This window comes from Sphingobacterium puteale (assembly GCF_050986225.1).
GTDB classification, from domain to species: domain Bacteria; phylum Bacteroidota; class Bacteroidia; order Sphingobacteriales; family Sphingobacteriaceae; genus Sphingobacterium; species Sphingobacterium puteale.
Genome location: NZ_CP158959.1, coordinates 1,111,429 through 1,137,305 on the forward strand (window position 1 = coordinate 1,111,429; position 25,877 = coordinate 1,137,305).

Below are 25,877 nucleotides of genomic sequence, written 5' to 3' on the forward strand. Positions count from 1 at the left end.
TGTACCAAGTAGGGATTATTCAGGTTAAATTGGCATACAATTATTTGAGCTGGCCATCCAGCATATTCACAATTCTTTTGCCGTATTCCGCATTTTTTTCGGAATGGGTAACTTGTATGATCGTGACACCGTCATCATTCAATTGTTTGAACAGTTCCATGATCTCTTCGCCTTGTTTGGAATTGAGGTTACCCGTAGGTTCATCTGCCAACAAGAGTTTCGGAGAGCCCGCCAATGCACGCGCGATACCAACGATCTGTTGTTGTCCTCCGGACAACTGAGCCGGAAATAGATCTTTCTTTCCCACAATACCAAAACGGTCAAGCATATCGGCCACAATGGCTTTACGCTCCTTGCTGGAAATGTCTTTATAGATCAGCGGTGTTTCTATATTTTCATATACTGTCAACTCATCCAGTAAGTGGTAAGCCTGAAATACATATCCAATATGAGATTGGTAGAGTTGCGTCCGTTTTTTTGCTTTCATCTCCAATACATTTTCATCCATAAAGATATATTCACCTTCATCGGGTTCGTCGAGCATGCCGATAATATTCAACAGGGTGGATTTTCCTGAACCCGAAGGGCCCATAATGGATATGAAATCACCTTCTGCTATATCTAAACTGACATCTTTGAGCACAAATGAGCGTGTACCACCGACGTTATACCACTTGAATAAATGTTTTAATTGTATCATTTTCTAGTATTGAGATTTTATTTTTTACTTATTCATCCCGCAGGCTATCTACCGGATTTGTTCTTGCAACTTTCAACGATTGGAAGCTAATGGAAATTAATATTAAGATAAATATGCAAAATATCGGGATCAAAAACGACCACCATTGTATATTGACATGATATGCAAAATTGGAAAGCCATTTGTCCATGAGTAAATATGCTAAAGGAAGGGCTATGCCGATACCGATCAGAAATAGCCTGAAAAACGGTTTATTTAATTGGACAAAGAGCAGCTGTGCCGAGGCACCGAGTACTTTCCGGATACTCATTTCTTTTTTGCGTAATGCGGCCTGATAAGCGGCCATGCTGAATAGTCCCAATGCAGCAATAATAACCGAAAGGCCTGCGAAACTATTAAAAGCAACCTGTAGTTCCTGTTGTTTCTTGTGCTGTAAGGCATATTGCTGATCCATAAAAGAATAGTCTAAAGGTAGATCTTTTGCAGATGTATTTTTCTCCCATTCCTTCTTGACCGTTTCAATTGCCCGATCGACCATTCCGGGTTTTGTTTTCACCATAAGTGTCGTTTGAAAGCGCATGCTCCCACACTCATTTTTAAATGAATAGATGGTAGGTTGAACGGCATTTTCAAAGCCATAGGCTTTACTATCTTTGACAAGGCCGACGATTTCGAAATTTGCGTCACAGCCACTGATTTTTGCGCCAATGGGATTTGAAAGTCCCAAATTTTTAGCAGCAGATTCATTGATGACCGCATAGTTGGAAAGGGAGTCACGGAGCAACTGATCTATTGACAAGTTGATATTCCCTTGTAGATTGGGGATATTTAATGTGTTGAAATAGCCCGGATCGATACCGACATGAGCAAAGGAAATATTCTTTTGTGCATAGGAGAACTCCATTTTGGGCGGTTGTTCCCCTTCTCCCGGGATATTTGTTGCGGAAGCCACCACCTCAATGTTCGGATCGTTTTCTAATCGCCGTTTCAATTGGTGGAAAGAACCATCAATTTTGGAGTCGTAATACATGCCTACTCCTTTAAAATTGACCACTTGCGCTGGCTCAAACCCTTTATCTGTATGCTGCATGTAATGTAGCTGGGCCCTAATGACCAGCATACCTGAAATAAACAGAATCGCCATGCTGATCTGAAAGGTTAGTAAAGCATTTCGGAATGTTCCTTTTTTAAGTATTGAAGATAATCCGCCTTTGAGCAGATTGACGGATTTGAAACCTGAAAGAACGATGGCAGGGTATATTGCGGAAAGGATTGTTGTCAATAGTACAGCGACACAGAGCTGGATAATGGTTTCAGAACTTAGAATATAGCTTCTGAGATCATCATTGAACCATCTTTGTAATATGTTCCCCGTAAGTGCCAAGGTCATGAAGCTCAATAGTGCCGCACTGCTGGTCAATATAAATACTTCTAGTAATAATTGCCTTACAATGGCCCAGCGCGAACTTCCCAATATTTTTTTGAGGGCAAGTTCTTTCAGGCGTTGATCGGCTTGTGCCATAATCATATTGGCAAAATTGGCGCATGCAAGCAGAAGGATCAACAGGGAAAGAATACCGATAATCCAAGTCATGATATAGGCCGTGTTGCTTCCGGTTTTCGGCCGCAGGTGCAGGTTGGCCAATGGATCCAAATAGATCTTGCCTTTGGCATAACCGGAAGAACGTATTTTATCTTTTGGGGCGATTTGCTTGTGATAAATCGTGTTGATCTGATCGGTCAGCTTAGCAATATCTGTACCCGGTCTGACCTGAATAAAAGTCTGGTATAAAAAAGGATTATTTTCAGCAAAGAGATCCTGTGGTTCACGGATAAAAAGAAGGTCGTAATCAATCATCGAAAGACCTTGCTTTTTGATGGTGCCGTAAATCGTCTCGCGCATACCCAGATCAAGGCTCATGGACGGAATGGAATGGGGGGTATCAAATGTTAAATCTTCCTTTTTGAAAAGCTGTTCCGCAATAGGACTTTTGACCATGGTCGCATCCTTTTGATCTTTGTTTTTGTAGAGCGGTCCGTTGGCATTTTCTACCTGAAAGATCCGGGCGGCAGAAGAATCTATTAATGCAGCATTTTTAATAAGCACGGTCTTCTCCCCAAAGAGTGGGTAGCTACCATAGTTGTAGACAATTTTTCTGCCGGCATATACGATATCCGGTAAATACTGTTTTAGCAGCGGAGCCAGGGAAGGCGAGGTTTCGTCCGTAAAAGCACCTTCGGCTTCCAGACCAATCTGATAGATTTCCTTATAGTTTGGATTCCATTTATCAAAGCTTGTTTCCCGGTTGATGTATTGATAGGAAAGGATAAAACCGGTAAAACCAAGTGTCAGTCCAATAATATTCAAAAATGTGAAACCCTTATTTTTTAAGAGTTTACGCCAAGCCAGTTTGAAATCATTTTGTGCCATGTTATCAAAAATACAATCCCCTTGCCAGTGTTTTAACTATTTTATTATGAGTTTGTTATGTGGTTTTGCTGCGTTTTTAATGTTCGATTTCGGACAGTTTTCGTTCGCAATCGAACATTCATCCCTCCTTAGCCGTTGGTTCATTGCCCACCACGCAACAGGCAAGGCAATGACCAAGGCCACAAACACCAATTTTTAAGATCTTCTGACTTTATTCATCCCTTAGACTATCGACCGGATTGGTCCGGATAGCCTTCCAGGTTTGATAACTAATGGTACCTAAGGCGATGAGGACTGCCCCCATACCCGCAAGAATAAAGTACATCCAGTTGATATCTATTTTATAGTTGAAATCTCTGAGCCATTGGTTCATTGCCCACCACGCAATAGGTGAGGCAATGACCAAGGCCACAAACACCAATTTTATGAAGTCTCCGGACAACAGTTTGAGCAATCTGATCGTACTTGCGCCAAGTACCTTCCGCACACCGATTTCTTTTGTCCGCTGTTGTGTCACATAGGTGGCCAGTCCAAAGAGCCCAAGGGCAGCCACAAAAATGGCGACGATTGCAAAACAGCTGAATATATTCTTGGTCCGTTCAACATCTTGATAAAGGGAGGCAAAACCCTCATCCAAAAAGCTGTAATTGATTTTTTGATCAGGTGAAAATTTATTCCATACGCTGTTGATCCCGTTCAGGGTCTCCTGTAGGTTTTCGGGTTTAACTTTAATGGATAAAAGTGAGGGATAACCCCGTAATACCATACATAAACCAGCGAATCCTTTACCTTTCAGCGACTCAAAAATAAAATCGTCCACGACACCAACGACTGTCCAGGTATTGCCATTGGTTATTTTTGCTCCGATGGGATTTTTTAATCCCAGGTCATTCGCCAATTTTTGGTTGATGATGGCAGCCGTGCTGTCTGTGGCCATTTTGGGATCGAAATTTCTACCTTTGGTCAGTTGCAACCCGAAGGTCTCAAGGTAATCCTGGTCAATCTCCCAGAACTGTCCCTGTATGGCCATGTCGATCTCCCGTCTGCCCTCATTCCAAAATGGGTTGCCATTTCTTTTGGCACCATCAATGGGGACTGGAATAAAATCGCCTAAGGAAACGGAACTTACATTTGCAATGGACTTCAGCTCATTTTTAAGGCTTGGGATCTGATTCCCCAATGTACCAATACCACGGAGGACAATGACCTGCTCCTTTTTGAAGCCTAAATCTTTTTCCAGGATATAGCGTATCTGTTGATTGGTCACCAAGGCACTTACAATAAGGATGATGGACGTAGCAAACTGAAAAATGACAAGGCCATTTCTGAATAATGAAGATTTGGCTCCGGTGGTCTTGTTTTTCAATGCGGCAATCGGTTTAAATCGGGATAGATACAACGCTGGATAGATTCCGGCCAGGCTGCCGATGAACATTATTGCCAGCAATAAAGATGGGAAAAAGTAAGGGGATGTCCATGGAATGGTCAGGGACTTATTGGCGAGACTGTTGAATATAGGCAACAAAACCCAACTCAACAATAGACCAACAAGCAAAGACAATACACTATAACAAATCGCTTCGAGCAGGAATTGTCCGATCAATAATGTCCTTGTCGAACCAATTGTCTTCCGGATGCCGATTTCTTTGGCCCGTGTAGCGGCATTGGCGGTCGATAGGTTAATAAAATTGATACAGGCAATCAGAAGAATAAACAATGCGACGATGGCAAAAGTCCAGACCATGCGGATATCTCCCCGATTCAATGTACTGACTTTATCGTCATCGATATCGGAAGACTTCAAATGGATGTCAAGTGCATTTTGTAAGTTGATTTTTGCCTGTTCGAATAAAGGATTGAGCTTACGGCCTGATTTCTTATATTCAGGTAAATAGTGCGCTTTATAATTTTTTAAAATCTCCTTTTCTGTTTGTTCAATATTGACATTTGGTTTTAATTTAACGTAGACTGTGTAATTGTTGCTGAGCCATTGGTTCTGTTCACCGGGATAAAAGGGTTCGCCTGCGAGCGACATGAAGAAGCTATAACCTGCTAAAGTGGAGTTTTTGGGTATATCTTCGATCACGCCGGTAATGGTATAGAGCTTGGATCTGTTATTGTTCAGATAAATGGTCTGTCCGATAGGATCATTTTTAAAGTATTTTTCCGCTTTACTTTTCGTAATGACAAGTGTATTGGGCTTATCCAATGCATGGGCAAGAGTTCCTGAAACCATGGGAGTCGGAAACATGTCAAGAATAGACTGGTCAATATAGACAAAGCCATCATCATAAAAGCTTTGCGGGTTATCATTCAGGGAGAGCTGGTTGCTTCCAGCGCCAAATAAAGGGTTAGGGAGTATTCGGCCCGTTTGTTCGATGGAGGGAATTTCGGCTTTCAATGTTGGGGCAACCGGTGCAGAAAGTGACACCCAACGTTGTATTTTACCTTCGATCGGAAGCTGAATGACCAGACGATAAATTCGATCCATCGTTGGATAAAATTTGTTGTAACTCGTCTCTTGCTTGATGTAAAGTACGATGAGCATACAGATTGCGATACCAAAAGCAAATCCTCCGATCTTTATAAAAGAATAGAGCTTATTTTTTGCCATGTTTCGCCAAGCGATTTTAAGACTATTTCCTATCATAACAATACATTTTTAAGATCTTATTGATCGATCGGTAATCGACCAGTCAATCTAGACATTAGACTGAAGTCAATTGTATTGCCATTTTGTTAAGTTGTTGTTTTTTAGTGTTTTGTCTTTTTTGTTGGGTTTTGTGGATGTACGATATCGAACAGTTTTACGTCCAATACCGCACAGATCATCTGGTTAAAGGGCTCTAGGAAGGTATCCTAATCCTCAATCTCTTTCAGTTGGAGATGTTCGCAGAGTTCGAGCATCATTTTGGCTGGGTCCGTATCGATGGCCAGGGCGATCAAGTACATTTCATCTAAACGTAATTTAGCCGTTTCGGTCATGGTTAATTCATTGATCCTCGCTTTACTTAATCCAGTTTTGCGGGCAATCTGGGATTTATTCACAGACTTCTTCGCTAAAAATTCGCCTAGTTTGGTCATTGTGTTATCTTAATATTTTATTGTTTTGTATAGATAAATATATATAATGTTATTTTTATTTATACAAATGTTTTTGTTTTTGAAATATTTCCTGTTCTTTTGTATTGAAAATCTATATATTTTTAACGCGCCAATTATGAAAGCAAATAAAATTCAGACAAAAGTGTACAAGAGAGAATGCAACGAACTTGAAATATTGATATTCTACAGGATGATATTACAACGTATTTCAAGGCATCTGTCACCCGAGGAAGTTTCATTTTTGATGGGCAAGCCATTGGATTTTATGAGTAAAGTCGAGAGGTTCAGGATTAAAAAAATTTTTATTCAGGATGTAGTTGTCATGCACCGCGCTTTAGCTGTAAACAGTATTAATTCATTGATGCATCTTGGGGAAGATATTTCATCGCAGGACAATGCATATGAATTACATGTGACAAAATTAGCCGACCGGGTTATTTACGAAATGTATAAAGTTGATGTAAAGCAGGATCAAAAAATAAAGGAATTTAAGTTAATAGATATTAGACATGATATTGATCCCTATACAAATTCAACAACGGAGGAGGTCAAAAAGATAAGGATTCTTTTAGATGAGCAAATTGATGCGGGATATTTTAGTGAGGAAAGGATCGCATATGAGATCCACAATTTGTGTTGTGAGAAGCTTGAGAAATATATACAGCCTAAAAATCTGATGTTAGTTTTAGATGAATTGCTTCAAGGTAACGAGGAGAGACGGATTGTTCGTAAAGAAACTGGATATGGATTCGGCTATGTTTTGGCTACTCACGCAAAATCGACTTAAAAGAAATAAGCAATTTTTAGCTGTTCACTGCGAACAGTTAAAAATTGCTTCAAAGATCCTAAGCCGTAGGTACACCAATTATAAACTTTCATTCCCAATCGGTTAATATAATAGACAGGCTTTTCGAATTTCGCACACCTACGGCTTATTTTTTCTTATTCATCCCGTAAACTATTGGCGGGATTGATACGGGCTGTCTGGAAGATCCGGACAGCGATAATGGCTAAAGTTGTCAATCCGATAAACATTCCGGTGAAAACAAATAGCGCGATCGGAACATCAATATGATAGTAGAAGTTTTCCAGCCATTTGTGTGTAAACCACCATGCGATTGGGAAAGCTATTAGAATAGCGATCAGCAGAAGTCTAATAAAGGATCTGGAAATCATATAGGTGATCGTATTTACCGAAGCACCAAGCACTTTACGGATACCAATTTCTTTCACCCGCCGTTCTAGTGTATAAATGGCAATTGCTACAATCCCTAAGATTGCAATCAGCATACTGGAACCCGTAAAAAGTGCCAATTGCTGGTACTGTTTTTTCTCTTTGTTATATTGATGCTGTACCTGGTCTTCCTGCCAGTTGATCTGCGCGGTCCGGTTTGGAAAAAATTTATTCCAGGTATTGTTTACCAGCGCTAGTGCTTCCTTTTTCTTGCCTTCTTGAACGCGGATAAGCATACAGCCGCCTTCCCATTCATTTTGCGCTTTAATCGCAAAAGGACCGATCGGAAACTTTAAACTGGCACCGTTAAACTCCCTAAATATACCCACTGGTGTATTTTTTAGGAGTTCCAAACTTTTATTGAGTTTAAAAGGTAGCCGCTGGGCGGTCCCTTCGGAAATGAGCATATTTGTAAATACTGGCTGCCCATTGTGTACCGAATCTGTATATGGTCTGTCCAGCGCATAGTCCGCACTCAAAGGCCGGCCGTCAAGCAGCTTTATGCCCATTGTTTTGATGTAATCATAATCCGCATAGACAAATACAATAGGAAACTCTTTCTTCGGATCATTGGGGTCGTTTACTATTTTAAAGTCCGCGCTCCCGCTAAAGGGGGTCCAGCTTGTAAGGCTCGCCGATGTGATGTAAGAATTTTGTAATAGTTCCTGTTTGAAAGCCTGATCCTTCCCCTCCCAGGAGGTATAGTTGATGGCCAAGAGATTTTTGGGCTCGTAGCCAAGATCTTTGTTGTACAGGTAATGCAATTGTGCCCGCATGGACATCATACATATCGCTACGACGATGGCAATGGCAAACTGGACAATCACTAGTACTTTGGTAAATGCCATATTTAGCGGGAGCTTGAAGATAGAAAGCTGCTTCCGAAGTTCCAGTGATGGCCGCGTTTTCGAAAGGGACAAAGCAGTAGGTAAACTGCAAAGCCATCCAAGAACGATCCAAATGGATAATAGTCCACCAAACATAAATAAGGAATGTTGGTAGCTCATGGTCAGCGGATGTTCTAAATAGTGCTCAAATGCAGGACAGATAAGCACATAACAAAAAAATGCCATCACAAAAGAGCCGGCAAAGAGTATGGTACTCTCTATGCCCATTTGTAAGATCAGGTTTTTTCGGCTTGCTCCCAATACTTTGCGGATACCTATTTGCTGTGTACGTTTTAAGGCATGGGCAAAGCTTAGGTTGATGTAATTGATACTGACCAATACAAGGATCAAGATGGCTATTCCTGCGAGCAGATAAATGTCTTGCATAGGGTTCTCCCATCCTGTAATACTTTGTAAATGTATATCCTTGATTGGCTCGATAAAAAGATTAAAACTTTTCGCCCAGTCATTCAGTTTTTGTGCGTTGTACCACTTGTTGACTTTGTTTGAAAAGCTATTCACATCTGTTGTGCTTTTCAGCAACAGAATTTGTGTTTGCAGCGAACCGCTTTTTTCTGGATTGAATTCATTCACCTGAGACATCAGCACAAAGGCTTCTGCCTGAACGGAAGAGTTATGGGGCATATCCTCAATAATGGCATTGACAAAATAGGCTTCCGGTTCTCCTTCCTGTGGTTTATTATAGAATGTACTACCGAGTACGTCTTTTCCGCCGAAGTACTTTTGTACAGCAGAGGCTGTCAAAGTGATGTTTTTTGCTCCGGCAATGATCTGTTTCGGATTGCCTGCGACGATTTTTGTATCAAAAAGGTTGAAAAAACCGCTGTCAATTTCTAGTGTGCTGATTTCAGCTAATTGTTTTGACAGCCTGTTGACCGTTAATTTTTGCGAGTTACTGTTGATCGAGGTATAGCCTAGTATTTCAGGGAAATTAGTTTTCATAGCCGCTGAGATACCTTCAGGAGCCCCTGAACTATTGTTTGTGAAACCTTCCTGCGTTTCTTTGGGTACGATTCGCATTCGGTAGAGCTCCCTGGAATTGCTCCATTGTCTGTCGAAGGAAAGCTCATCAACAACAAGTGCACTGATTAACATAAATACCAACAACGCAATGGTTAAACCAAGGAGGTTTGATAGCGAATAGATCCGATTGTGTGTCAATGTTCGCCAGGCGGTTTTAAGATGGTTTTTTATCATACGGTTTATATGAATTGGTTTCTGATATTATTCATCCCTTAATTTTTCGACCGGATTAAACCGGGTGGCCCGAAATACAATGTAGCCCACCAGTAGGCCAAGTACGGTCAGCAGTATGCCAAGTGGTAACAGGTAGGTGAATGCATTGATTTCTATCCGGATGATATAGTTCTGCAACCAGTGTTGCATCAGCATATAGCTTGATGGGGCGGTAACCAAAACCGCCAACAGAAATATGCCATAGTACTCCTTTGAAAATAACAGCATCAAATGTGCTAATGAGGCGCCCAGTACTTTACGGATACCAACTTCTTTGTTCCGGAGATGAATCGATAGGGAGATCAGGCCGGTCAGCCCCAATACAACGATCAAAAGTGAAACAGCGCTCGCGATCTGTGCCGCCCGGTGCAGTTGCAATTCCGTTTCGTATAAACCTTTGATGCGGTCATCCATAAATTGATATTTAAATGGCGCATCAGGCATTAATTGTTTCCATTTCTTTTCCAGTCCTTGCACGGCGCTGGACAGTTGGCCCGGTTTTAAACGGATACTTAGGTATCGGTATTGGAAACTTTCATGGATATCTGTCCAGACAATGGCTGGAGATGCACGGTGAAGAGAATTTGCGACAAAGTTATCGGTGACGCCTACAATGGTCAACTTATCTGTTGGATCATTTAGTGCGATCTGTTGACCGATCGTACTTTGAGCATCACTGAAACCAAAATCTTCCATTGCTTTTTTATTGATAACAACGGGTCGATTAGTGGTACCGATAACCGCATTTTTAGGTAAAAAGGTACCCGCCAATAAGGGGATTTCATAGGTTTCCAGAAAATAGCCGTCACTGTTGATCCGTTGAACCTGTATGTCCGTGTCGTTGTTATTGCCAAAAGCCGGTTGCATATTGAAGCCTAATAGCCCAGGTGTTTCATAAGAAAGACTCACGGACCTAACAGCTGATTCCTGAAGTAGCTCATGCCGGATGCTCTCCATCTTCCGGATGCCATTTTCGGACCAGTCCCTTGGTGCCTGTACCGTCAATAGATAGTCTTTGTTATATCCTAAGTTGCTGTTTATGAATAAGTGGACCTGTTTGGTGATAATCAGGGTACAGACCAAGAGTAGTAGGGCAACGGCAAACTGAATGAACAGTAGCACTTTTCGAATCAATTGCTTGTCACCCAAGGCGGAGAACTGATTTTTGACCGAGGGGAGTATCTTGATATTGGACAGTTTAATTGCCGGATATAGTCCCACCAGGATACCGACCACGATGGTTAACAGACCCAATGAACAAAAAAAGTATGTCGGTAAATTGATCAGTGACGGCAGTTCGCGCATCAGTACATGTGCGAACAGCGGGCGTATGATGCAATAGATGGGCAAACTGATCAAAGCCGCAATTGCTACGATAAGGATATATTCTGTCATCAATTGCCTTACCAATTGTAGTCTGGAAGAACCCATAATCTTGCGCACACCGATTTCCTTCAGTCGTGTAATATGCTGTGCAATACTAAAATTGATAAAGTTGATGATGGCCATGACCAGGATAAAAATGGCTATCCAGATTAGCGTTTGAATCATCTTGCGGACAGCGCCCTGATTATCATCTAGGTAATAGCTTTTCAATGGTTTTAGGTCCGGGCTGTATTGGCTGGCGAATTCCTGATCAGTGTTTTTATGCACCAGGGTCTGGATCGCTGCATCCAGTTGTTGCGTCGTCACTCCGGCTTTCAGTTCGAGATAACCTGCAATGTAAGGATTATTCCAGTTGTCCACGGATCTGCCGAAGTATTGTTCGTTGGCAATGGGCAAGAAAATATCCGAATGCATATCCTTTGTTAGATCCATGACTGCATTTTGTACGCTGCTTTTTATAACCGCAGTAATTTCAAAATCATGTTTTTCGCCTCTGAAATTTTTAATCTGCAAGGTTTTTCCCAGAACATGTGTATTTCCAAAATATTTTAAGGCGGCCCGGTCAGTGATCACGACAGAAAAGGGATTATTCAGTGCGGTATTCGGATTACCTGCTAGAATTTCAAATCCAAACATGGTCAAAAGGCTAGGATCTCCGAGTGCCATTCCTTCTTCATGGATCGTAGCACCATTGGCTACAATACCAGTTAATCCATCGATACGGTAATAATCGGCTACCAAATTTGGATATTCTTCATATAGGGCTTTGGGCAGCGCTCCGATCGTAGTCAAATTGATCCCAAATCCTTCCTTCTTATATTTGCTCTGCAATAAAAATTGCTGATCTATATTTTTGATCTTGCTGTTTACCTGATGAACATCCCAGATATAGGCTCCGACCAGCAGTAAAAAAGTAATGCCAAGAGTTAATCCGATTAGGTTGATCAGGTTTTGAATTTTTTTCTTTCGGATATTCCGCCAGGCAATTTTGAAATTTGTAAAAGTCATTGTCACTCGTATAAGGTTTATTTCCATCACCGCAAACAAACTGTCTGCAGGCTTTGGCTTTTGCTAATTTGTGTACGATAATACAAATCCTTAGCCAAGTGTATATTTATTTGACTGTTAGTTTTTTAAGGTGGTTTCCGTTGCGTGAACTGTCCGATTTCGGACAGTCGATGTGCATCCGTGAACACCTTGATCTGATCGATTCCTCGAACGAATAGCAAATAACCAGACAGGTAAGTAGGAAAATTAAATGGAATATTGTAAAAATATAGCAGCAATTGGCTGCATCCAATGAACAGTTCCCTTTTATAGATTATATATTTCGGTTTTCAAGAGGAGAATCGTTTTGTACTAAATAACTATATCCTGTTTTTTACTTGAGAATGGGAGTTTCTCGTTAATAGAAGGAGTCATTAAATGAGATGTTCAATTTTTTCAATTTGATTTGTGTCATGTTTAATTTGGAAGCGTCGACATCATATTGGTTTTATACCTTCCCTAGATGAATTCAGCAAATGTTTAATGAATGATAAGTACTATGTTTATATTATTCGGCTTTAGCTCAGCTGTAAAATTGAATTCCTAAAGAGGGATCTCCGATAGCTCAATTGTTTTCTGTTTTTTCAGATTAAGACTGCGAACTTTTCCATCTGTATTTTTCAAAATATAATTGGTTTTTTGATTTTTCAAATAATCTTAATGTGGATGATACCGGATCGCTCCGTTTCGGAAAAAGGATGGTTATTGGTATATAATGCAATATTTGATACAAAATCTTGTTTGAAATCAACAAAAATAGGGGTAAAATTGTCCCAAAATCTTTTTTGGACTTCCTGCATTTTGGGACAATTTTACCCCCTATCTCCGAGACTCCTATCTGTATCTTTGCTTATGTAAACAATTTTATTGAACCCTTTAATTCTTAAAAAGATGAGTCAAGTTACACTTAATGAAAGAGGATATAAAGATGTAGAGTTAATGCAGGTCGCGGAACAGGTGTTGAGTAAAATGGCTGCTGAAACCGAACTGTTTGCGGCCCCTGTACCCGCATTGCCAATTTTGGAGGAAGCGCTCCTTGCTTTCCGGAATGCCGCAACGGAAGCCTATTATCGGGACACACGTGCTATACTGATCCGTAATCAAAAAAGAGCTGAACTGGTGTACGTACTGAAAGAACTGGCTAAATATGTAGATACGATCGCCAATACTGATCCGACGATTATTTTAGCTGCAGGTTATGCTGTCAGAAAACCCAAGACTTCCTATGGTGGAGTGGTTCCCAAAGCGGGGCAACTAATTGCTCGTCCCGAGGAGGTGGGCAGTGGGCGCGTGAAGCTAAAAACACAACGATGGCGGGGAGCACGCATGTATCAGTATCAGTTCCGTATCAAAGGTCACAATGTAGACTGGAACACGCAGCTCTGTTCGAAAAGCAGCTGTATTATCGATGGGTTGGAGTCCTTTCGGGAATATGAGTTTAGGGTCTCCTATATCGGAATAGACCCGACTCCAAATTATAGTGATATCATCAGCAGTTATGTACTTTAGTCAGGATTTATTCGAATATGGGACAGCTTCCTTTCCTATTCGTCCCTTAAACTAGCAACAGGATCGGCTGTAGCTGCTTTTATAGATTGTAGGGATACCACGGCAATCGTTAAAATAAGCCCAACGCAAAAAGCCAATACAAAGATCCACCAGCCCATACTGATCCGAAATGGGAAATTGTCCAGCCAACGGTTCATAAGATAATAAGCCAGCGGTGTCGCAACTACAAAGGCGATGGTGATCCATTTGAAGAAATCTTGTGACAACAATACAATAATACCTGTTACCGAAGAACCTAACACTTTCCGGATTCCGATTTCTTTTGTTCGTTTCAGGATGCTGATGGAGAGCAATCCCAGAAAACCGAGCATACTGATGCTTATCGCTACGATAGCGGCGATCCAGATCAGTTTTTCCAGTAATGCTTCTTTCTTGTAGAGTTGTGCAATCTGCTGGTCATAGAATCTGTATTGGAACACTTCATCGGGATACCAGTTTTTCCATTGTTGTTCCAGATCTTTCACGAGCAGCTGATGATCGGTACCTTTTAGTTTAATCGCTACATTTTTTAACCGTGTTTCGTTATAGCCAATTACTGTAGGGGAGATGGGTTCGTTCAGTGAATTAGTGCTAAAGTCCGCAACAACACCTACTATTGTTCCCGCTTGTTCTTCATTCAGTCCACCCGCGTTTAAAGACTTGCCGATAATAGCATTGGGATCCTTAAAGCCCAATGCGGTAGCCATATTCTTATTGATCAGAAATTCTGGCTTCTGCGGATTATCGTTGAAATTTCTTCCCGCCAATAATTTGATGTTAAATGTGCTGATATAGGCAGAATCCCCGATAGCATATCGGGCAGGCCATTTCTCCCATTCCGTTCTGTTGTCGAACTGGATGGTTCCACCCCAGACCTTTTCAGATGAAGGGGGATTATCGCTAAAAGTATACGATTGAATATCGGTTCTATTGCTGATGAAATGAGCGATTTTTGCTTTTGATTGGATCATTTTTTTTGTGAACGGAAGCAGGATAACCTGTTCCCTGCTGAATCCAATATCTGTATTTTTGAGGTGATTTACCTGTAAGACAATAACGAAAGTGGCAATCAGCAGCGTCATGGCGATCACATTCTGAAACACAATAAGCGTTTTGCGGCTAAAACTCCAGGGGCCTATGGTCAGCTTTTTCAGTGCCTGCTGGATGTTCATCCGGTTGACGAAAATCAGCGGATAGATGGAAGTTAATAGACTGGTTAAAATCCATATAATACCAATGATCCCTATAAATGACAGGGGATGGATAATCTGTATAGGTTCATTCGGAAAAAGAGCCTGATTTGCCCAATTTGAAAAGATCAGCAATAAAACTAAGGCAAAGATAACAGCAGCAGCGGTCAGGATCAGGGTTTCGATCAGAAACTGAATATACAGCTGTTTTTTGGAACTGCCCAATACCTTTCTCACGCCCATTTCTACACTGCGGTTCATTTGTCTGGCAAAGGTGATGTTACTGTAATTGACCAAAGCCATGATACTGACTCCTATGGCAATTGCGACCAGAATATTCAGCAGTGTACGTTGTGTTCCCTTGCCGTAATCGGTGTCAAAATGGTAACTTGTCAATGGCAGGAGTTTATAATTGAATGTCTGTAGTACATCTTTATGCCAATACTTGGCAACAAGCGTACGAATGGCCTGCTCGACGGTACTTTTATCGGCGGCGTTTTTTAAGGTGACAAGAATATTATTACTAGAGTTGGAGTAGCCCCAATTGTTAAAGAAGCCATCATCCCGAGGGATCTGCCATAAGGTGGTGACAGAACTTTGTGAAAAATAGATTTCTGAACGGAAGTCTGAATTTTTGTTGCTGTCATCGATGATACCCACGACTTTTACGGGGAATTTGCTGTCGACCAAGATCGTTTTGCCTAAGGGGGTATCGTTATTAAAATAAGTTTTGGCAATTGTTTTGGTCAACGCGACGGTGTTAGGCTGGTCCAGATCTTTTGGGGATCCCTCCAGCCAGGGGAAATTTAAGGTGTTGAAATATTCTGATGAAACAAATGCTGCTTTACCTTCTGTTTTATACAATTGGTCCCCTATCCGCAGCGTCAGATCTTTATTGTCCATATACAATGCTGTTCGCTCCACTTGTGGAATTTCACGTGAAATAGCGTTGTACATGGCATAGGATCCACCTTTGCTATGCTCTACCTGCTCTAGTTTGAGATCCTGTACGACCAGAAAGGTGCGATCTTTATCGGTATGAAACTGATCAAAACTATATTGGAAGCTGTTATAACTATAGATAAATAAGCTACATGCAATTGCCAGCCCTAAACCAGCAATCGTTAAAAAGGTATAATAGCTATGTTTCAATAGTTGCCGTAGCGCTGATCTGAAATATGTTTTAATCATAATTTTATTGTGTTGCGTTTACAATATCATTTTTTTGTCGTTTTGGCGGTTATTCCTCCCGCAGGCTGTCAACTGGATTTGCTACAGCTGCCTTGATGGCTTGCGAACTGACTGTCAACAGTGCGATCAGTACAGCAAGTAGCCCTGCAAGGGCAAACATCCACCATTGTATTTCAATGCGGTAAGCAAAATTTTCCAGCCATTTGTACATTGCCCACCAGGCTATCGGTGAAGAAATCACGATGGCGATCAGGACAAGTTTGATAAATTCCACCGAAAGCATCTTTGTAATACCTGGAACAGAAGCGCCGATGACTTTACGGATACCGATTTCTTTCCGACGCTGGTTTGCTGTAAAAATAGCTAATCCAAATAAACCCAGACAAGCGACAAAAATCGTCAGTCCGGCGAATATGCTCAACAATTTTCCTGTTTTGACTTCGGCCTGATAGGTTTGGGCATAGCGCTCATCGAGGAAAGAATAGTTGAATGGAATATCGGAAGGGAAGGCGTCGTATTCCGCTTTCAATTTTTGAATCAGCGCTTCGGTATCTTTTGTCTCTGTTTTGACAATCAGACTCCCAGCCTGATCGCCCAATACCATGACCAAGGGTGAAATGGGTTCGTGTAACGATTTAAAATGGAAATCTTTGACAACACCCACGACACGATAGGTTTTATTATCCTTATTGGTCAATGTACGGCCAAGGCTTTTTCCCTTCCAGCCCAGATCTTTTGCTGCGGTTTCATTCACGATAATGGATAAGGTATCGTTACCAAAAGCTTTCGAAAAATTTCGTCCCTCATGAAGCTGCATACCCATTGCAGCAATATATTCCTCGTCTACATCATAACGCAGTGTTTTGACCCATTTTTCTGTATTTCCGTCCGGATAGACAAAGAAGTTATTGTTGTTGGTTTCTCCAGCGGGTAGGTAAGATGAACGGGAGATATGCTTGATACGGCTGTCTTCGGATAATAGCTTGACGTAAGTTTTTTCGTTTTCGCCCAAGGGCCAACTCTGGATCACAATGACATTCTCTTTTTCATAACCTAATTTGATGTTCCGCATATAATCGAGCTGCCGGATGACAACTACGGTACAGAAAATGAGGCCTACGGAAATAATAAACTGAAAGACGACAAGGCTGCTCCGGAGGTTGAACCGTTTTGTAGACCGCAACAAACGTCCTTTTAATACAACCAAAGGGTTGAATGCAGCTAGATATAATGCAGAATAAGTACTCGAAAATAGACCTACCAATAAGCCGAATGCGAGCAGGAGGGGAATGATTTTGGCAAAATCGAGCTGATGGATTGCAATGGATTTACCCGATAATTGATTAAATAGAGGAAGAGCCAATAAAACAATTCCGACTGCCAGAAACAAGGCCAAATAGGTCAGCAAAATGCCTTCAGATAGGAACTGACGGATCAGGCTTTGCTTGTCAGCACCGAGTACTTTACGTACACCGACTTCCCGACTTCTCCGGAAACCGCTGGCTGTAGACAAATTCATAAAATTGATCGTAGCGATCAATAGCATAAACAACGCTATAGCACTAAAAATATAAATATATCGGATATCACCGGATGGACTGAGGTCGTAGCCAAAATTGGAATGCAGATGGATATCGGTCAGGGGCTGTAAATAGAGACCTATTGTATTGCCTGATTTTTTGTAATCCTCATAACTCATCCCGAATCCGGCCATAAACTGAGCCCCAACATGTTTGTCAAATAAGGTCGTTAAGTTTTTTTCTAGATTCTCTAAGGCGGTATTTTCCTTGAGGAGTGCGTAGGTATAGTACTCGGATGTCATCCAGGAATTTGAACGGGAGTCTTCCAGTGCCGCCATTGAGGTGAAGATATCAAAATGGAAGTGCGAGTTTTTAGGGATATCCTTCATTACTCCGGTAATTTTTAGCATATTTTGGTCACCTTTTATGGCGAGATCCCGACCTACGACGTCTGTTGTTCCAAAATATTTGCGTGCCATGGATTCAGATATTACCGCCGTATAGGGCATCTTCACGGCAGTATTCGCATCACCTTTGATAAGAGGCAAGGTGAAAATCTTAAAGAAGGAGGCATCCACATAGGCCATCTGTTCATCACGAAAAACCTTATCACCAACCGTAAATAAGGGGGCTCCACCTTGTCTCAAACGTGCTATTTCCTGTACTTCGGCTAATTCAGCTTTCATTGTGGCTGCCACAGGGGGCATAACATGCGCCTCATTCATCGTTCCCCCTTTTACCGTACCGCGAAAGACCACACGTACAATTCGATCCGCATTTGTATTGAACCGGTCAAAACTGAACTCATCAGCCACATATAGGCTTATCAGCAAGCAGATCGCAATACCCAAGGCTAACCCAGTGATATTAATGATCGAGGTGGAAGAATTTCTTCTTAGATTCCGCCACGCTATTTTTAGATTATTCTTTATCATAATGGGATTGTATTCGCTGTTCATATTTCTACTATTCATCCCGTAAACTATCGACAGGGTTAGCTATTGCTGCTTTAATAGCCAATGTACTGACCGTAAACAAAGCAATCAGTGTCGCTAAACAGCCTGCTAATGCAAATATCCACCATTGTATATCGATACGGTACACATAATCGGCTAGCCATTGATTCATAATCCACCAAGCAGTAGGTGAGGCTATGAGCAAAGCAATACAGATGAGTTTAATGAAATCGCGGGACAATAGCTTAATAATTCCGAATACAGATGCACCAAGGACCTTTCGGATGCCGATTTCTTTTTGTTTTTGTATCGTTGCGAAGGAGATCAGTCCCAGTAAACCTAGACATGCGATGAGGATCGCCAGCCCCGAAAATAAACCTGTCAGCTTCATCGTACGTTTTTGACCGGCAAATTTTAAGGCATACTCTTCATCAATAAAGTGAATGTCTATCGTGTAATCTGGATTATATTTTTTAAGTAGCGATTGAATCATCTCTATACTTTCCAATAAGCTTTTAGCTGTATTTAGTCGTATATGGAGATAATTTGCGGGAACGATAGGGCCCTGGATCATCATTGGTTCGATATCTTGATAAGGTGATTGCCAAACAAAATCCTCAATAACGCCTACTACGTGATAGGTACGCTGGTACTCAGTACCCTTGGCAGCCGTAATTTGAGTACCAAGGGGCGTGGATAATCTCATTTTGGTAACAGCAGCTTGATTAAGTAGCAGCGCACTGGAATCAGAGGGATAGGTGTAAATGTCAATATCTCGTCCCTGAATCAATTTGACCCCCATTGTCTTCGTGAAATGAACATCTGTCGCCATATTGTTAAACACGATATCATAGTCTTCTGGTCGGTCATTGGGCCAGGAGTATCCCCAGCTATTACTTCCCGAACGACTTATTCGCCCCCAGGATTTAGTCATGCTTGTGATAATATTTTGTTGGAACAATTCATTCCTGAACGCTTCGTAATTTTTATTTAAATTTCCCTCTAGAGGTACGTATACTAGGTTGTTACGATCATATCCACTTTCTCGATGCTCTCCAAAGCGGATCTGCTGACCGATGATAAAAGTGCATATACCAAGACCTATTGATATGGTAAACTGTAGAGTGACAAGTATTTTTCTGGGCTGGAGACCTGACTTGGTCTTTATAATATTCCCTTTTAACGTTTTTACCGGATTAAAAGCCGATAGCACAAAAGCTGGATATAATCCTGCGCAGAGAGAGCAGAAAAAAATAGTGGCAAGAAATAGGCAATAAAAGAATATTGGGTAATCTGTAATTGCAAGATGTCCGTTGATGAGTTTATTAAAAGATGGAAGTGTTAAGAGAATAAACACTAACGCTAGTAATCCAGCTAAAAAGGTTATGATAAAGGATTCTAATAGAAATTGTTGCATGAGTGATTTTTTCGATGCGCCAACTACTTTGCGTAGGCCAATTTCTTTGGCGCGCCTTTCGGCTCCTGCGGTACTAAGGTTGATAAAGTTTATACAGGCTATCAGGAGAATGAGTATGCCAATCAGTCCAAATAGCTGTAGCGTGGTAATATTGCCTGCAACCATCTGTCCATTGACCGATTTGTTGTAGAGATGCCAACGGCTGGCGGGATAGAGATAGATCGTTGCTTTTGTAGTTTTGTTGGTATGCTTAGCAACCAGATTTTCAATGTTCTTATTGACAGAGGTCAATAGTGCCTCTTCTTTTAGAAGCACATAAGTCTCATGATTATAGGCTGTCCATGAATCCGTAAAAGTCTTGCCTGTTTTGTCCAAGTAATCCACAGAACAGATAAAGTCATTTCCATAGAATTTGGAATTAGAAGGAATATCTTCGATAACCGCTTCGACAGTCAGGGAAACGGTGGTGTCCATCTCAACCCGGCGTCCAATGACATCTAGTGTGCCAAATAATTTTTTAGCAGTAGAAGCAGTTAGCACCAATGCGTCGGGACGGGATAATGGGGTGGAGGAATTTCCTGTTAGGATTTTGAAATCGAAGAGTTTTAAAAAAGCTGCATCTACCGCTATCCCAGAGGAGCCGAGGCCCGGTTCAGCATCGTGGTGGATAAGGTGGTTAATATTCCAGGTACGCACCACGTGTTCGATTTCAGGATGTTCCTGTTGTAAGATAGGACCGAGTACATGCGGGGTACCTCCCCAAGTATGCTGCTTACCATCAAATACGTCTCTTGTATATACTTGATATAGGCGGTCCGCTTTGGTGTAGAAACGGTCAAATCTTATTTCTGAATTGATCCAGAGGGCGATTATCAAAGAGACTCCCATCCCCAAGGTCAGCCCTAGGATATTGATAAAAGAGTATCCTTTGCTTTTCCAAAGGTTTCGCCATGCGGTTTTGATATAGTTTTTGATCATCTTTTTAGTATTGGGTATAGCGGCTCGAAATTTTTAATTTTTTATGTTGATTATCATTCATCCCGTAAACTATCGACAGGATTACTTAAAGCAGCTTTAATTGCCTGATAACTTATGGTAGCCATACTGATTAATATTGCCACCAGTCCGGCAAAAACAAAATAGTGCCATTGGATCTGGATGCGGTAACTATAATCCTGCAACCATTTGTCCATGGCCCACCAGGCGATCGGTGAAGCGATCAGGATTGCAACAATTACCAATTTAATAAAGTCCACGGACAGCAATGAAGTTACTTGTGTAACACTTGCGCCGAGCACTTTGCGCACGGCAACTTCTTTCATACGCGTCTCAGCCATATAGGCTATCAAAGCGAGCAGACCAAGACAGGAAATAAAGATGGTCAAACCTGCGAATACCATAGAAAGCGTGCCTATGGCTTTTGTTTCTTTGAATTTTTCTTCGTAAGTCTTATCAATAAATTGGTACTCAAAGGGATAATCCGGATTGAATTTTTTAAAGATTGATTCAATTGTTTTGAGGTTATCCGAGATGTTATTGTTTGTATTCAATCGGTAATGAATCGTTGTAAACCAAGCCTGCGGTCCTAATATTACCATTGGCTTATTATCGCCAAAAGGTGATCCAATGATAAAATCTTTGATTACTCCAACCACAGTCCATTTAGTACCATCACCATCAACAATGCTGTTTATGGGGTTTTTGAGATGCAGGCTTTTTACTGCAGATTCATTTAAAATCAAAGCGGTACTGTCCGTCTTAAATTTATAGATATCGATATCGCGACCTTGGATGAGTGTGAGACCAAGGTTTTTTACAGCATCAGCATCGGTACTAAAACGGTTGTAAGAAATTCGTTTGTCTTCTTCGGTCGGTGTGCCAGATGTGAATCCCCAACCATTGCTGTAAAAATCTGTTACCGGCGACATGTTCTTTGATACAGAAACAACCGCGTTGCTGGCCAATAATTCGTCTCGCAGAATTTTATAATTCTTTTCCAGATCGCCTTTTATGCTGCTGTAAAGCAGGCCATTTTCATTATAACCACGGTCACGTTGTTTGGTATATTGGATCTGTTTTGCTACAATGACTGTGGCGATAATCAGTATTATAGCTAGGCTAAACTGGATAACCACTAAGATTGAGCGAATGCTAAGCCCCCTTGTCTTGGATACAAATTTTCCTTTTAATGTCTTGATAGGCTGAAAAGAGGAAAGGAAAAAGGCTGGATAGGTGCCTGCTAAAATCCCAGTAAATAACGCAAAGACGATTAAAAACAACCAAGTCTGTACATTTAATAAAGAAAGACTGAGCTGTTTTCCGACGAGCTCATTAAAGAATGGCAGCACAATGACAACGAGTATAGTTGCCAGAACCATCCCAATCATGCTGATGAGGATGCTTTCAATAAGGAACTGCGCCATTAAGCTTTTTTTATTTGCGCCGATTACCTTACGTACACCAACCTCTTTCGCCCGCCGTTCAGAACGTGCTGTACTCAGATTCATAAAATTGATGCTAGCAACCAATAGAATAAAAATGCCGATCCAGGCAAACAGCTTGACGATGTCAATACGTCCTGATGTATAATTTCCTCCCTTACCACTATTGTAAAGGAAAGAATCTGGATAAGGAAAGGCAAAAATCTCACCTGTATTCCTAGGAGAGAGACGGCCCTCGGCCTTATTGCTTGTATTGATATGATCTTTCAGGTAAGTCCTGATTTTGTCGTTAAATGCTGTTAAAGAGGTGCTTTCTTTTAATAAAACATACGTGTTTATTGAGTTATTGCTCCAGTTGTCGTCTACATAACCAATTGTTTTAGCATATTCAAAGGGAAGGAGGATGTCAAATTTGAAACTCGAATTGCTGGGAAGATCTTTGAGTACAGCCTGTACAGCGACTTGATTAACCGAATCTATTCTAACTGATTTTCCAATGGGATCCAGATCGCCAAACAGCGCCTTCGCATAACTTTCAGTGAGGACAAGTCCTTTTGGATTATCAAATCTAACATTCTGATCGCCTTTGATAAAAGGGAAGGAGAACATCTTGAAGAAGCCGGGATCAACAAAAACAGTATTTGCAATCAATTTTTTTTCTTTAAATGTCGTTAAAAATTGATACCCCTCATTGTACCTTGTAAACTCTTCAATATCCGGGAAATCGGCAGCTAAGGAAGGAGCCAATATTTTTGGAGTATAAGACCAAGCTGATTTTTCACCCTGAAATTCATCGCGATTGTTTAAGGAGTAAATACGGTTGCCCTTTTCATGGAAACGGTCCATGCTCAACATGTTCTGTAACCACAGCGCGATAAGTAAGGCGCCTGTCATTCCGATTGCCAGACCGAGAATATTAATAGCTGAAAAAGCTTTGTTTTTTAACAAATTCCGCCACGCGATTTTGATGTATGTCTTGATCATGTTGTTTGTCTTGAAATAATTATTCGTCCCTTAATGTTTTGACCGGATTGTGGTTTGCTGCTCTGATTGCTTGTGAACTTACTGTCACGAAAGCGACAACCAAGGCTGCTAAGCCTGCTAATGCAAAAATCCACCACTGTATTTCGATTCGATAAGAGAAATCCTGCAGCCATTTATTCATTGCCCACCATGCAATAGGTGAGGCAATTAGAATAGAAATAATAACAAGCTTGACAAAATCTTTGGATAGCATCGCCGTAATTCCGCTTACTGAGGCGCCCAGTACTTTACGAATACCAATTTCTTTGGTCCTCAGCTCGGCGATATATGATGCTAGTCCAAATAAACCCAGACAGGAAATAAAGATCGCTAGCCCCGAAAAGATGAAAGCGAGCTGGGCTGTTTGTTGTTGGTCTTTGAATTTAGCGGCAAATTTTTGATCGACAAATTGATACTCGAAGGGATACGCGGGATTGAATTTTTTAATAATTTGTTCGATTTTTTTGAGCTGGTCGCTCATCGAAGCGTTGGGATTTGTACGGATAACAAGATTAAATAGTGCTGTCTTATTCGCGTATATAAGCATGGGTTTTACCGGGTTATAAGGAGAGCCGCTGATATAGTCGTTTATTACGCCCACGATGGTATAGTTTCTGTCTCCCCATTCGAGATAACTCCCTATTGGATTTTTCAACTTCATTTCTTTGACGGCAGCTTCATTCAGCAGTGCAGCGGTACTATCTGCGGCTAATCTTGCATAATCGATATCACGTCCTGCTATGAGCTTTAATCCGAGTGTTTTGACAAAGTCACTTTCCGCTCTTCCCAGATCAAATCCCATTTTTTTCTCCTGCTCAGGAGTAGCTCCTGCCCAAGAAAAACCACCCCAGGAATTTCCAGAACTACCAGTGATGGACAATCCTATCCTTGTGACGGCTGCAGCCACTCCATTATTGATCAATTCTGATCTGATCGCCTCATAGTTTTTCCCTAAATCACCTTCCATTCCGATTTCGAGCAATTGAGCGGTATTATAGCCAACGTCTCGCTGTCCGGCATATTCAATTTGTCGCCTGACGACAATGGTAGCAATTATCAGTATAACAGCTATGCTAAATTGAAAAACAACCAATAATTCCCGAAAACTCAATGAAAACTTTTTTGACCGCGCAAATATTTTTAAGGATTTAATGGGTTTGAAAGCGGACAGTACAAATGCCGGATATAATCCAGCCAATAGTCCCGTTATGAAGATAAAGCCTATCAACGACAGCCATATTGTTGTATCGGAAAATGAAAAGGCTAACGGTCTATCTAAAATCTTATTAAATAACGGGAGTGTAAGCTTAGTCAATACTATCGCGCTTAAGCCTGATATAAATGCTAACAGGATTGATTCTGTAAGAAATTGAACAATTAAATTGAGACGTCTGGCTCCTACAACTTTTCGTACAGCAACCTCCTTTGCTCTTTTTTGGCTGCGGGCGGTACTAAGATTGATAAAATTAATGCAGGCAATCAATAATATCAATAGACCAATTCCTGCAACCAGTTTAACCTGATCAATCTTTCCCCCAACTGGAATACCTTGTTCAAATTTTGAATACAGATGCATTTTGGATATTGGATACAGAAATAGGGATCCGCCCAATTCGCCGTTGGTCTTTTTCTTGATAATATTGATGAGCTTATTATTGAAAGCCTCAATATTGGTTCCCGATTTTAACTGCACATAGGTTGAGAATGTTATCGTATTCCAATTTGGTGAATATTTGCTAGGATCAGCTAACGGGATCAGATAATTAAAATCGAAATTGGTATTACTTGGTAAATCTTGCATCACAGCAGCCACTTTATAGGGCTCCTTATTGTCGAGCATAATGGTTTTATCCAATGGATCAATATCCCCAAAGATATTTTTTGCCAAACTTTCTGTTAAAACAATATTCTTTGTTTCTGCTAGTGCATGTTGATTATTGCCCCGTCGAAGTTTGAAATCAAATAGCTGCAGAAATGACGGGTCGACCTCATTTCCTTTTGATTTGATTTTTTTATCATCAAACGACAGTAGTCTGTTTGTACTAAAATACATGCGAGCTGCACGTTCTACTTCTGGGTAATCTTCTATTAGGGCAGGAGCTGCTCGCCCTGAGGTGACATCCATTAGACTTATTTTTCCCTCATCATTTTGATATTTATTCCAAAGTTTATACAGGCGATCTTTATTGCTGTAAAAATTATCGAATTGCAACTGGTTTTGCACCCATATGCCAATAATCAGTACAGCAGCCATACCAATGGAAAGCCCAATGATGTTAATTGCAGAGTAGCCTTTGCTTTTCCACAAGTTTCGCCATGCAATTTTAAGGTAATTCTTTATCATCGAATTGATATTTTGAATTTTTCACAATTTACTATCCCATAATTCATTTATCCAAATAGATTGTATGCTGGGTATACCTTGATAGAAATAGCTAATTCAATTCGTTTGCCATAAGTATAACTTGTTGATTATTAATTGGTATTTAGTTTTTGTGAGCCTATGATATGTTCGGAAACGGACAGTCTGCTGTCCGTCGCCGA

General features: G+C 41.0%; 13 protein-coding genes. 2 read left to right on the forward strand and 11 right to left on the reverse strand.

Features of this window, described 5'->3' with window-relative positions; all coding sequences use genetic code 11:
- Positions 1-40: 40 nt before the first annotated feature.
- From ABTV71_RS04625 to ABTV71_RS04640, 4 genes are all read right to left on the reverse strand, one after another.
- Positions 41-700 carry an ABC transporter ATP-binding protein gene (locus ABTV71_RS04625; protein ID WP_077437800.1) on the reverse strand — a complete coding sequence of 220 codons (660 nt, stop codon included), beginning with the start codon at positions 698-700 and terminating at the stop codon, positions 41-43.
- 28 nt (positions 701-728) lie between these two features.
- Positions 729-3,131, reverse strand: a complete 2,403-nt coding sequence (locus ABTV71_RS04630; RefSeq protein ID WP_433902368.1) for an FtsX-like permease family protein — start codon at positions 3,129-3,131, stop codon at positions 729-731.
- A 211-nt stretch (positions 3,132-3,342) separates the two neighbouring features.
- Positions 3,343-5,745: an ABC transporter permease gene (locus tag ABTV71_RS04635; protein ID WP_433902369.1), complete on the reverse strand. Its 2,403-nt coding sequence runs from the start codon at positions 5,743-5,745 to the stop codon at positions 3,343-3,345.
- Positions 5,746-5,990: 245 nt separating this feature from the next.
- The gene (locus ABTV71_RS04640; protein ID WP_121126274.1) at positions 5,991-6,215 is read right to left on the reverse strand and encodes a helix-turn-helix domain-containing protein; all 225 of its coding nucleotides are present in this window, start codon (positions 6,213-6,215) and stop codon (positions 5,991-5,993) included.
- Between the two features lie 136 nt (positions 6,216-6,351).
- Between ABTV71_RS04640 and ABTV71_RS04645 the strand changes: the two genes are divergently transcribed.
- A complete protein-coding gene (locus ABTV71_RS04645; protein WP_147430514.1) occupies positions 6,352-7,023 on the forward strand; it encodes a hypothetical protein in 672 nt (223 codons plus the stop codon).
- Between the two features lie 155 nt (positions 7,024-7,178).
- On the opposite strand, the gene ABTV71_RS04650 is transcribed toward ABTV71_RS04645, so the two are convergent.
- Both ABTV71_RS04650 and ABTV71_RS04655 read right to left on the reverse strand, forming a co-directional pair.
- A complete protein-coding gene (locus ABTV71_RS04650; protein WP_433902370.1) occupies positions 7,179-9,575 on the reverse strand; it encodes an ABC transporter permease in 2,397 nt (798 codons plus the stop codon).
- A gap of 27 nt (positions 9,576-9,602) precedes the next feature.
- Positions 9,603-12,008, reverse strand: a complete 2,406-nt coding sequence (locus ABTV71_RS04655; RefSeq protein ID WP_183078798.1) for an ABC transporter permease — start codon at positions 12,006-12,008, stop codon at positions 9,603-9,605.
- A gap of 930 nt (positions 12,009-12,938) precedes the next feature.
- Here ABTV71_RS04655 and ABTV71_RS04660 point away from each other — a divergent pair.
- Positions 12,939-13,556 (forward strand): fibronectin type III domain-containing protein, encoded by a 618-nt coding sequence (locus ABTV71_RS04660; protein WP_121126279.1) that lies wholly within the window; start codon positions 12,939-12,941, stop codon positions 13,554-13,556.
- A gap of 35 nt (positions 13,557-13,591) precedes the next feature.
- On the opposite strand, the gene ABTV71_RS04665 is transcribed toward ABTV71_RS04660, so the two are convergent.
- Genes ABTV71_RS04665 through ABTV71_RS04685 form a run of 5 tightly spaced genes read right to left on the reverse strand, consistent with a single transcriptional unit; the run spans position 13,592 to position 25,677 of the window.
- A complete protein-coding gene (locus ABTV71_RS04665) occupies positions 13,592-15,976 on the reverse strand; it encodes an ABC transporter permease (protein WP_433902371.1) in 2,385 nt (794 codons plus the stop codon).
- Positions 15,977-16,025: 49 nt separating this feature from the next.
- Positions 16,026-18,431 carry an ABC transporter permease gene (locus ABTV71_RS04670; RefSeq protein WP_433902372.1) on the reverse strand — a complete coding sequence of 802 codons (2,406 nt, stop codon included), beginning with the start codon at positions 18,429-18,431 and terminating at the stop codon, positions 16,026-16,028.
- 31 nt (positions 18,432-18,462) lie between these two features.
- Complete coding sequence (locus ABTV71_RS04675) at positions 18,463-20,847, reverse strand: ABC transporter permease (RefSeq protein ID WP_433902373.1); 2,385 nt, start codon at positions 20,845-20,847, stop codon at positions 18,463-18,465.
- Between the two features lie 53 nt (positions 20,848-20,900).
- Positions 20,901-23,294, reverse strand: coding sequence for an ABC transporter permease (locus ABTV71_RS04680; protein ID WP_433902374.1), 2,394 nt, complete (start codon positions 23,292-23,294; stop codon positions 20,901-20,903).
- A 19-nt stretch (positions 23,295-23,313) separates the two neighbouring features.
- A complete protein-coding gene (locus ABTV71_RS04685; protein WP_433902375.1) occupies positions 23,314-25,677 on the reverse strand; it encodes an ABC transporter permease in 2,364 nt (787 codons plus the stop codon).
- Positions 25,678-25,877 lie beyond the last annotated feature (200 nt).

Excerpts from the sequence above, each read along its gene's own strand:
- ABTV71_RS04685 (WP_433902375.1), bottom strand. The coding sequence starts at position 25,677 with ATGATAAAGAATTACCTTAAAATTGCATGGCGAAACTTGTGGAAAAGC.
- ABTV71_RS04680 (WP_433902374.1), bottom strand. The coding sequence starts at position 23,294 with ATGATCAAGACATACATCAAAATCGCGTGGCGGAATTTGTTAAAAAAC.
- ABTV71_RS04655 (WP_183078798.1), bottom strand. The coding sequence starts at position 12,008 with ATGACTTTTACAAATTTCAAAATTGCCTGGCGGAATATCCGAAAGAAA.
- ABTV71_RS04670 (WP_433902372.1), bottom strand. The coding sequence starts at position 18,431 with ATGATAAAGAATAATCTAAAAATAGCGTGGCGGAATCTAAGAAGAAAT.
- ABTV71_RS04635 (WP_433902369.1), bottom strand. The coding sequence starts at position 5,745 with ATGGCAAAAAATAAGCTCTATTCTTTTATAAAGATCGGAGGATTTGCT.
- ABTV71_RS04645 (WP_147430514.1), top strand. The coding sequence starts at position 6,352 with ATGAAAGCAAATAAAATTCAGACAAAAGTGTACAAGAGAGAATGCAAC.
- ABTV71_RS04650 (WP_433902370.1), bottom strand. The coding sequence starts at position 9,575 with ATGATAAAAAACCATCTTAAAACCGCCTGGCGAACATTGACACACAAT.
- ABTV71_RS04660 (WP_121126279.1), top strand. The coding sequence starts at position 12,939 with ATGAGTCAAGTTACACTTAATGAAAGAGGATATAAAGATGTAGAGTTA.
- ABTV71_RS04665 (WP_433902371.1), bottom strand. The coding sequence starts at position 15,976 with ATGATTAAAACATATTTCAGATCAGCGCTACGGCAACTATTGAAACAT.
- ABTV71_RS04675 (WP_433902373.1), bottom strand. The coding sequence starts at position 20,847 with ATGATCAAAAACTATATCAAAACCGCATGGCGAAACCTTTGGAAAAGC.
- ABTV71_RS04625 (WP_077437800.1), bottom strand. The coding sequence starts at position 700 with ATGATACAATTAAAACATTTATTCAAGTGGTATAACGTCGGTGGTACA.
- ABTV71_RS04630 (WP_433902368.1), bottom strand. The coding sequence starts at position 3,131 with ATGGCACAAAATGATTTCAAACTGGCTTGGCGTAAACTCTTAAAAAAT.
- ABTV71_RS04640 (WP_121126274.1), bottom strand. The coding sequence starts at position 6,215 with ATGACCAAACTAGGCGAATTTTTAGCGAAGAAGTCTGTGAATAAATCC.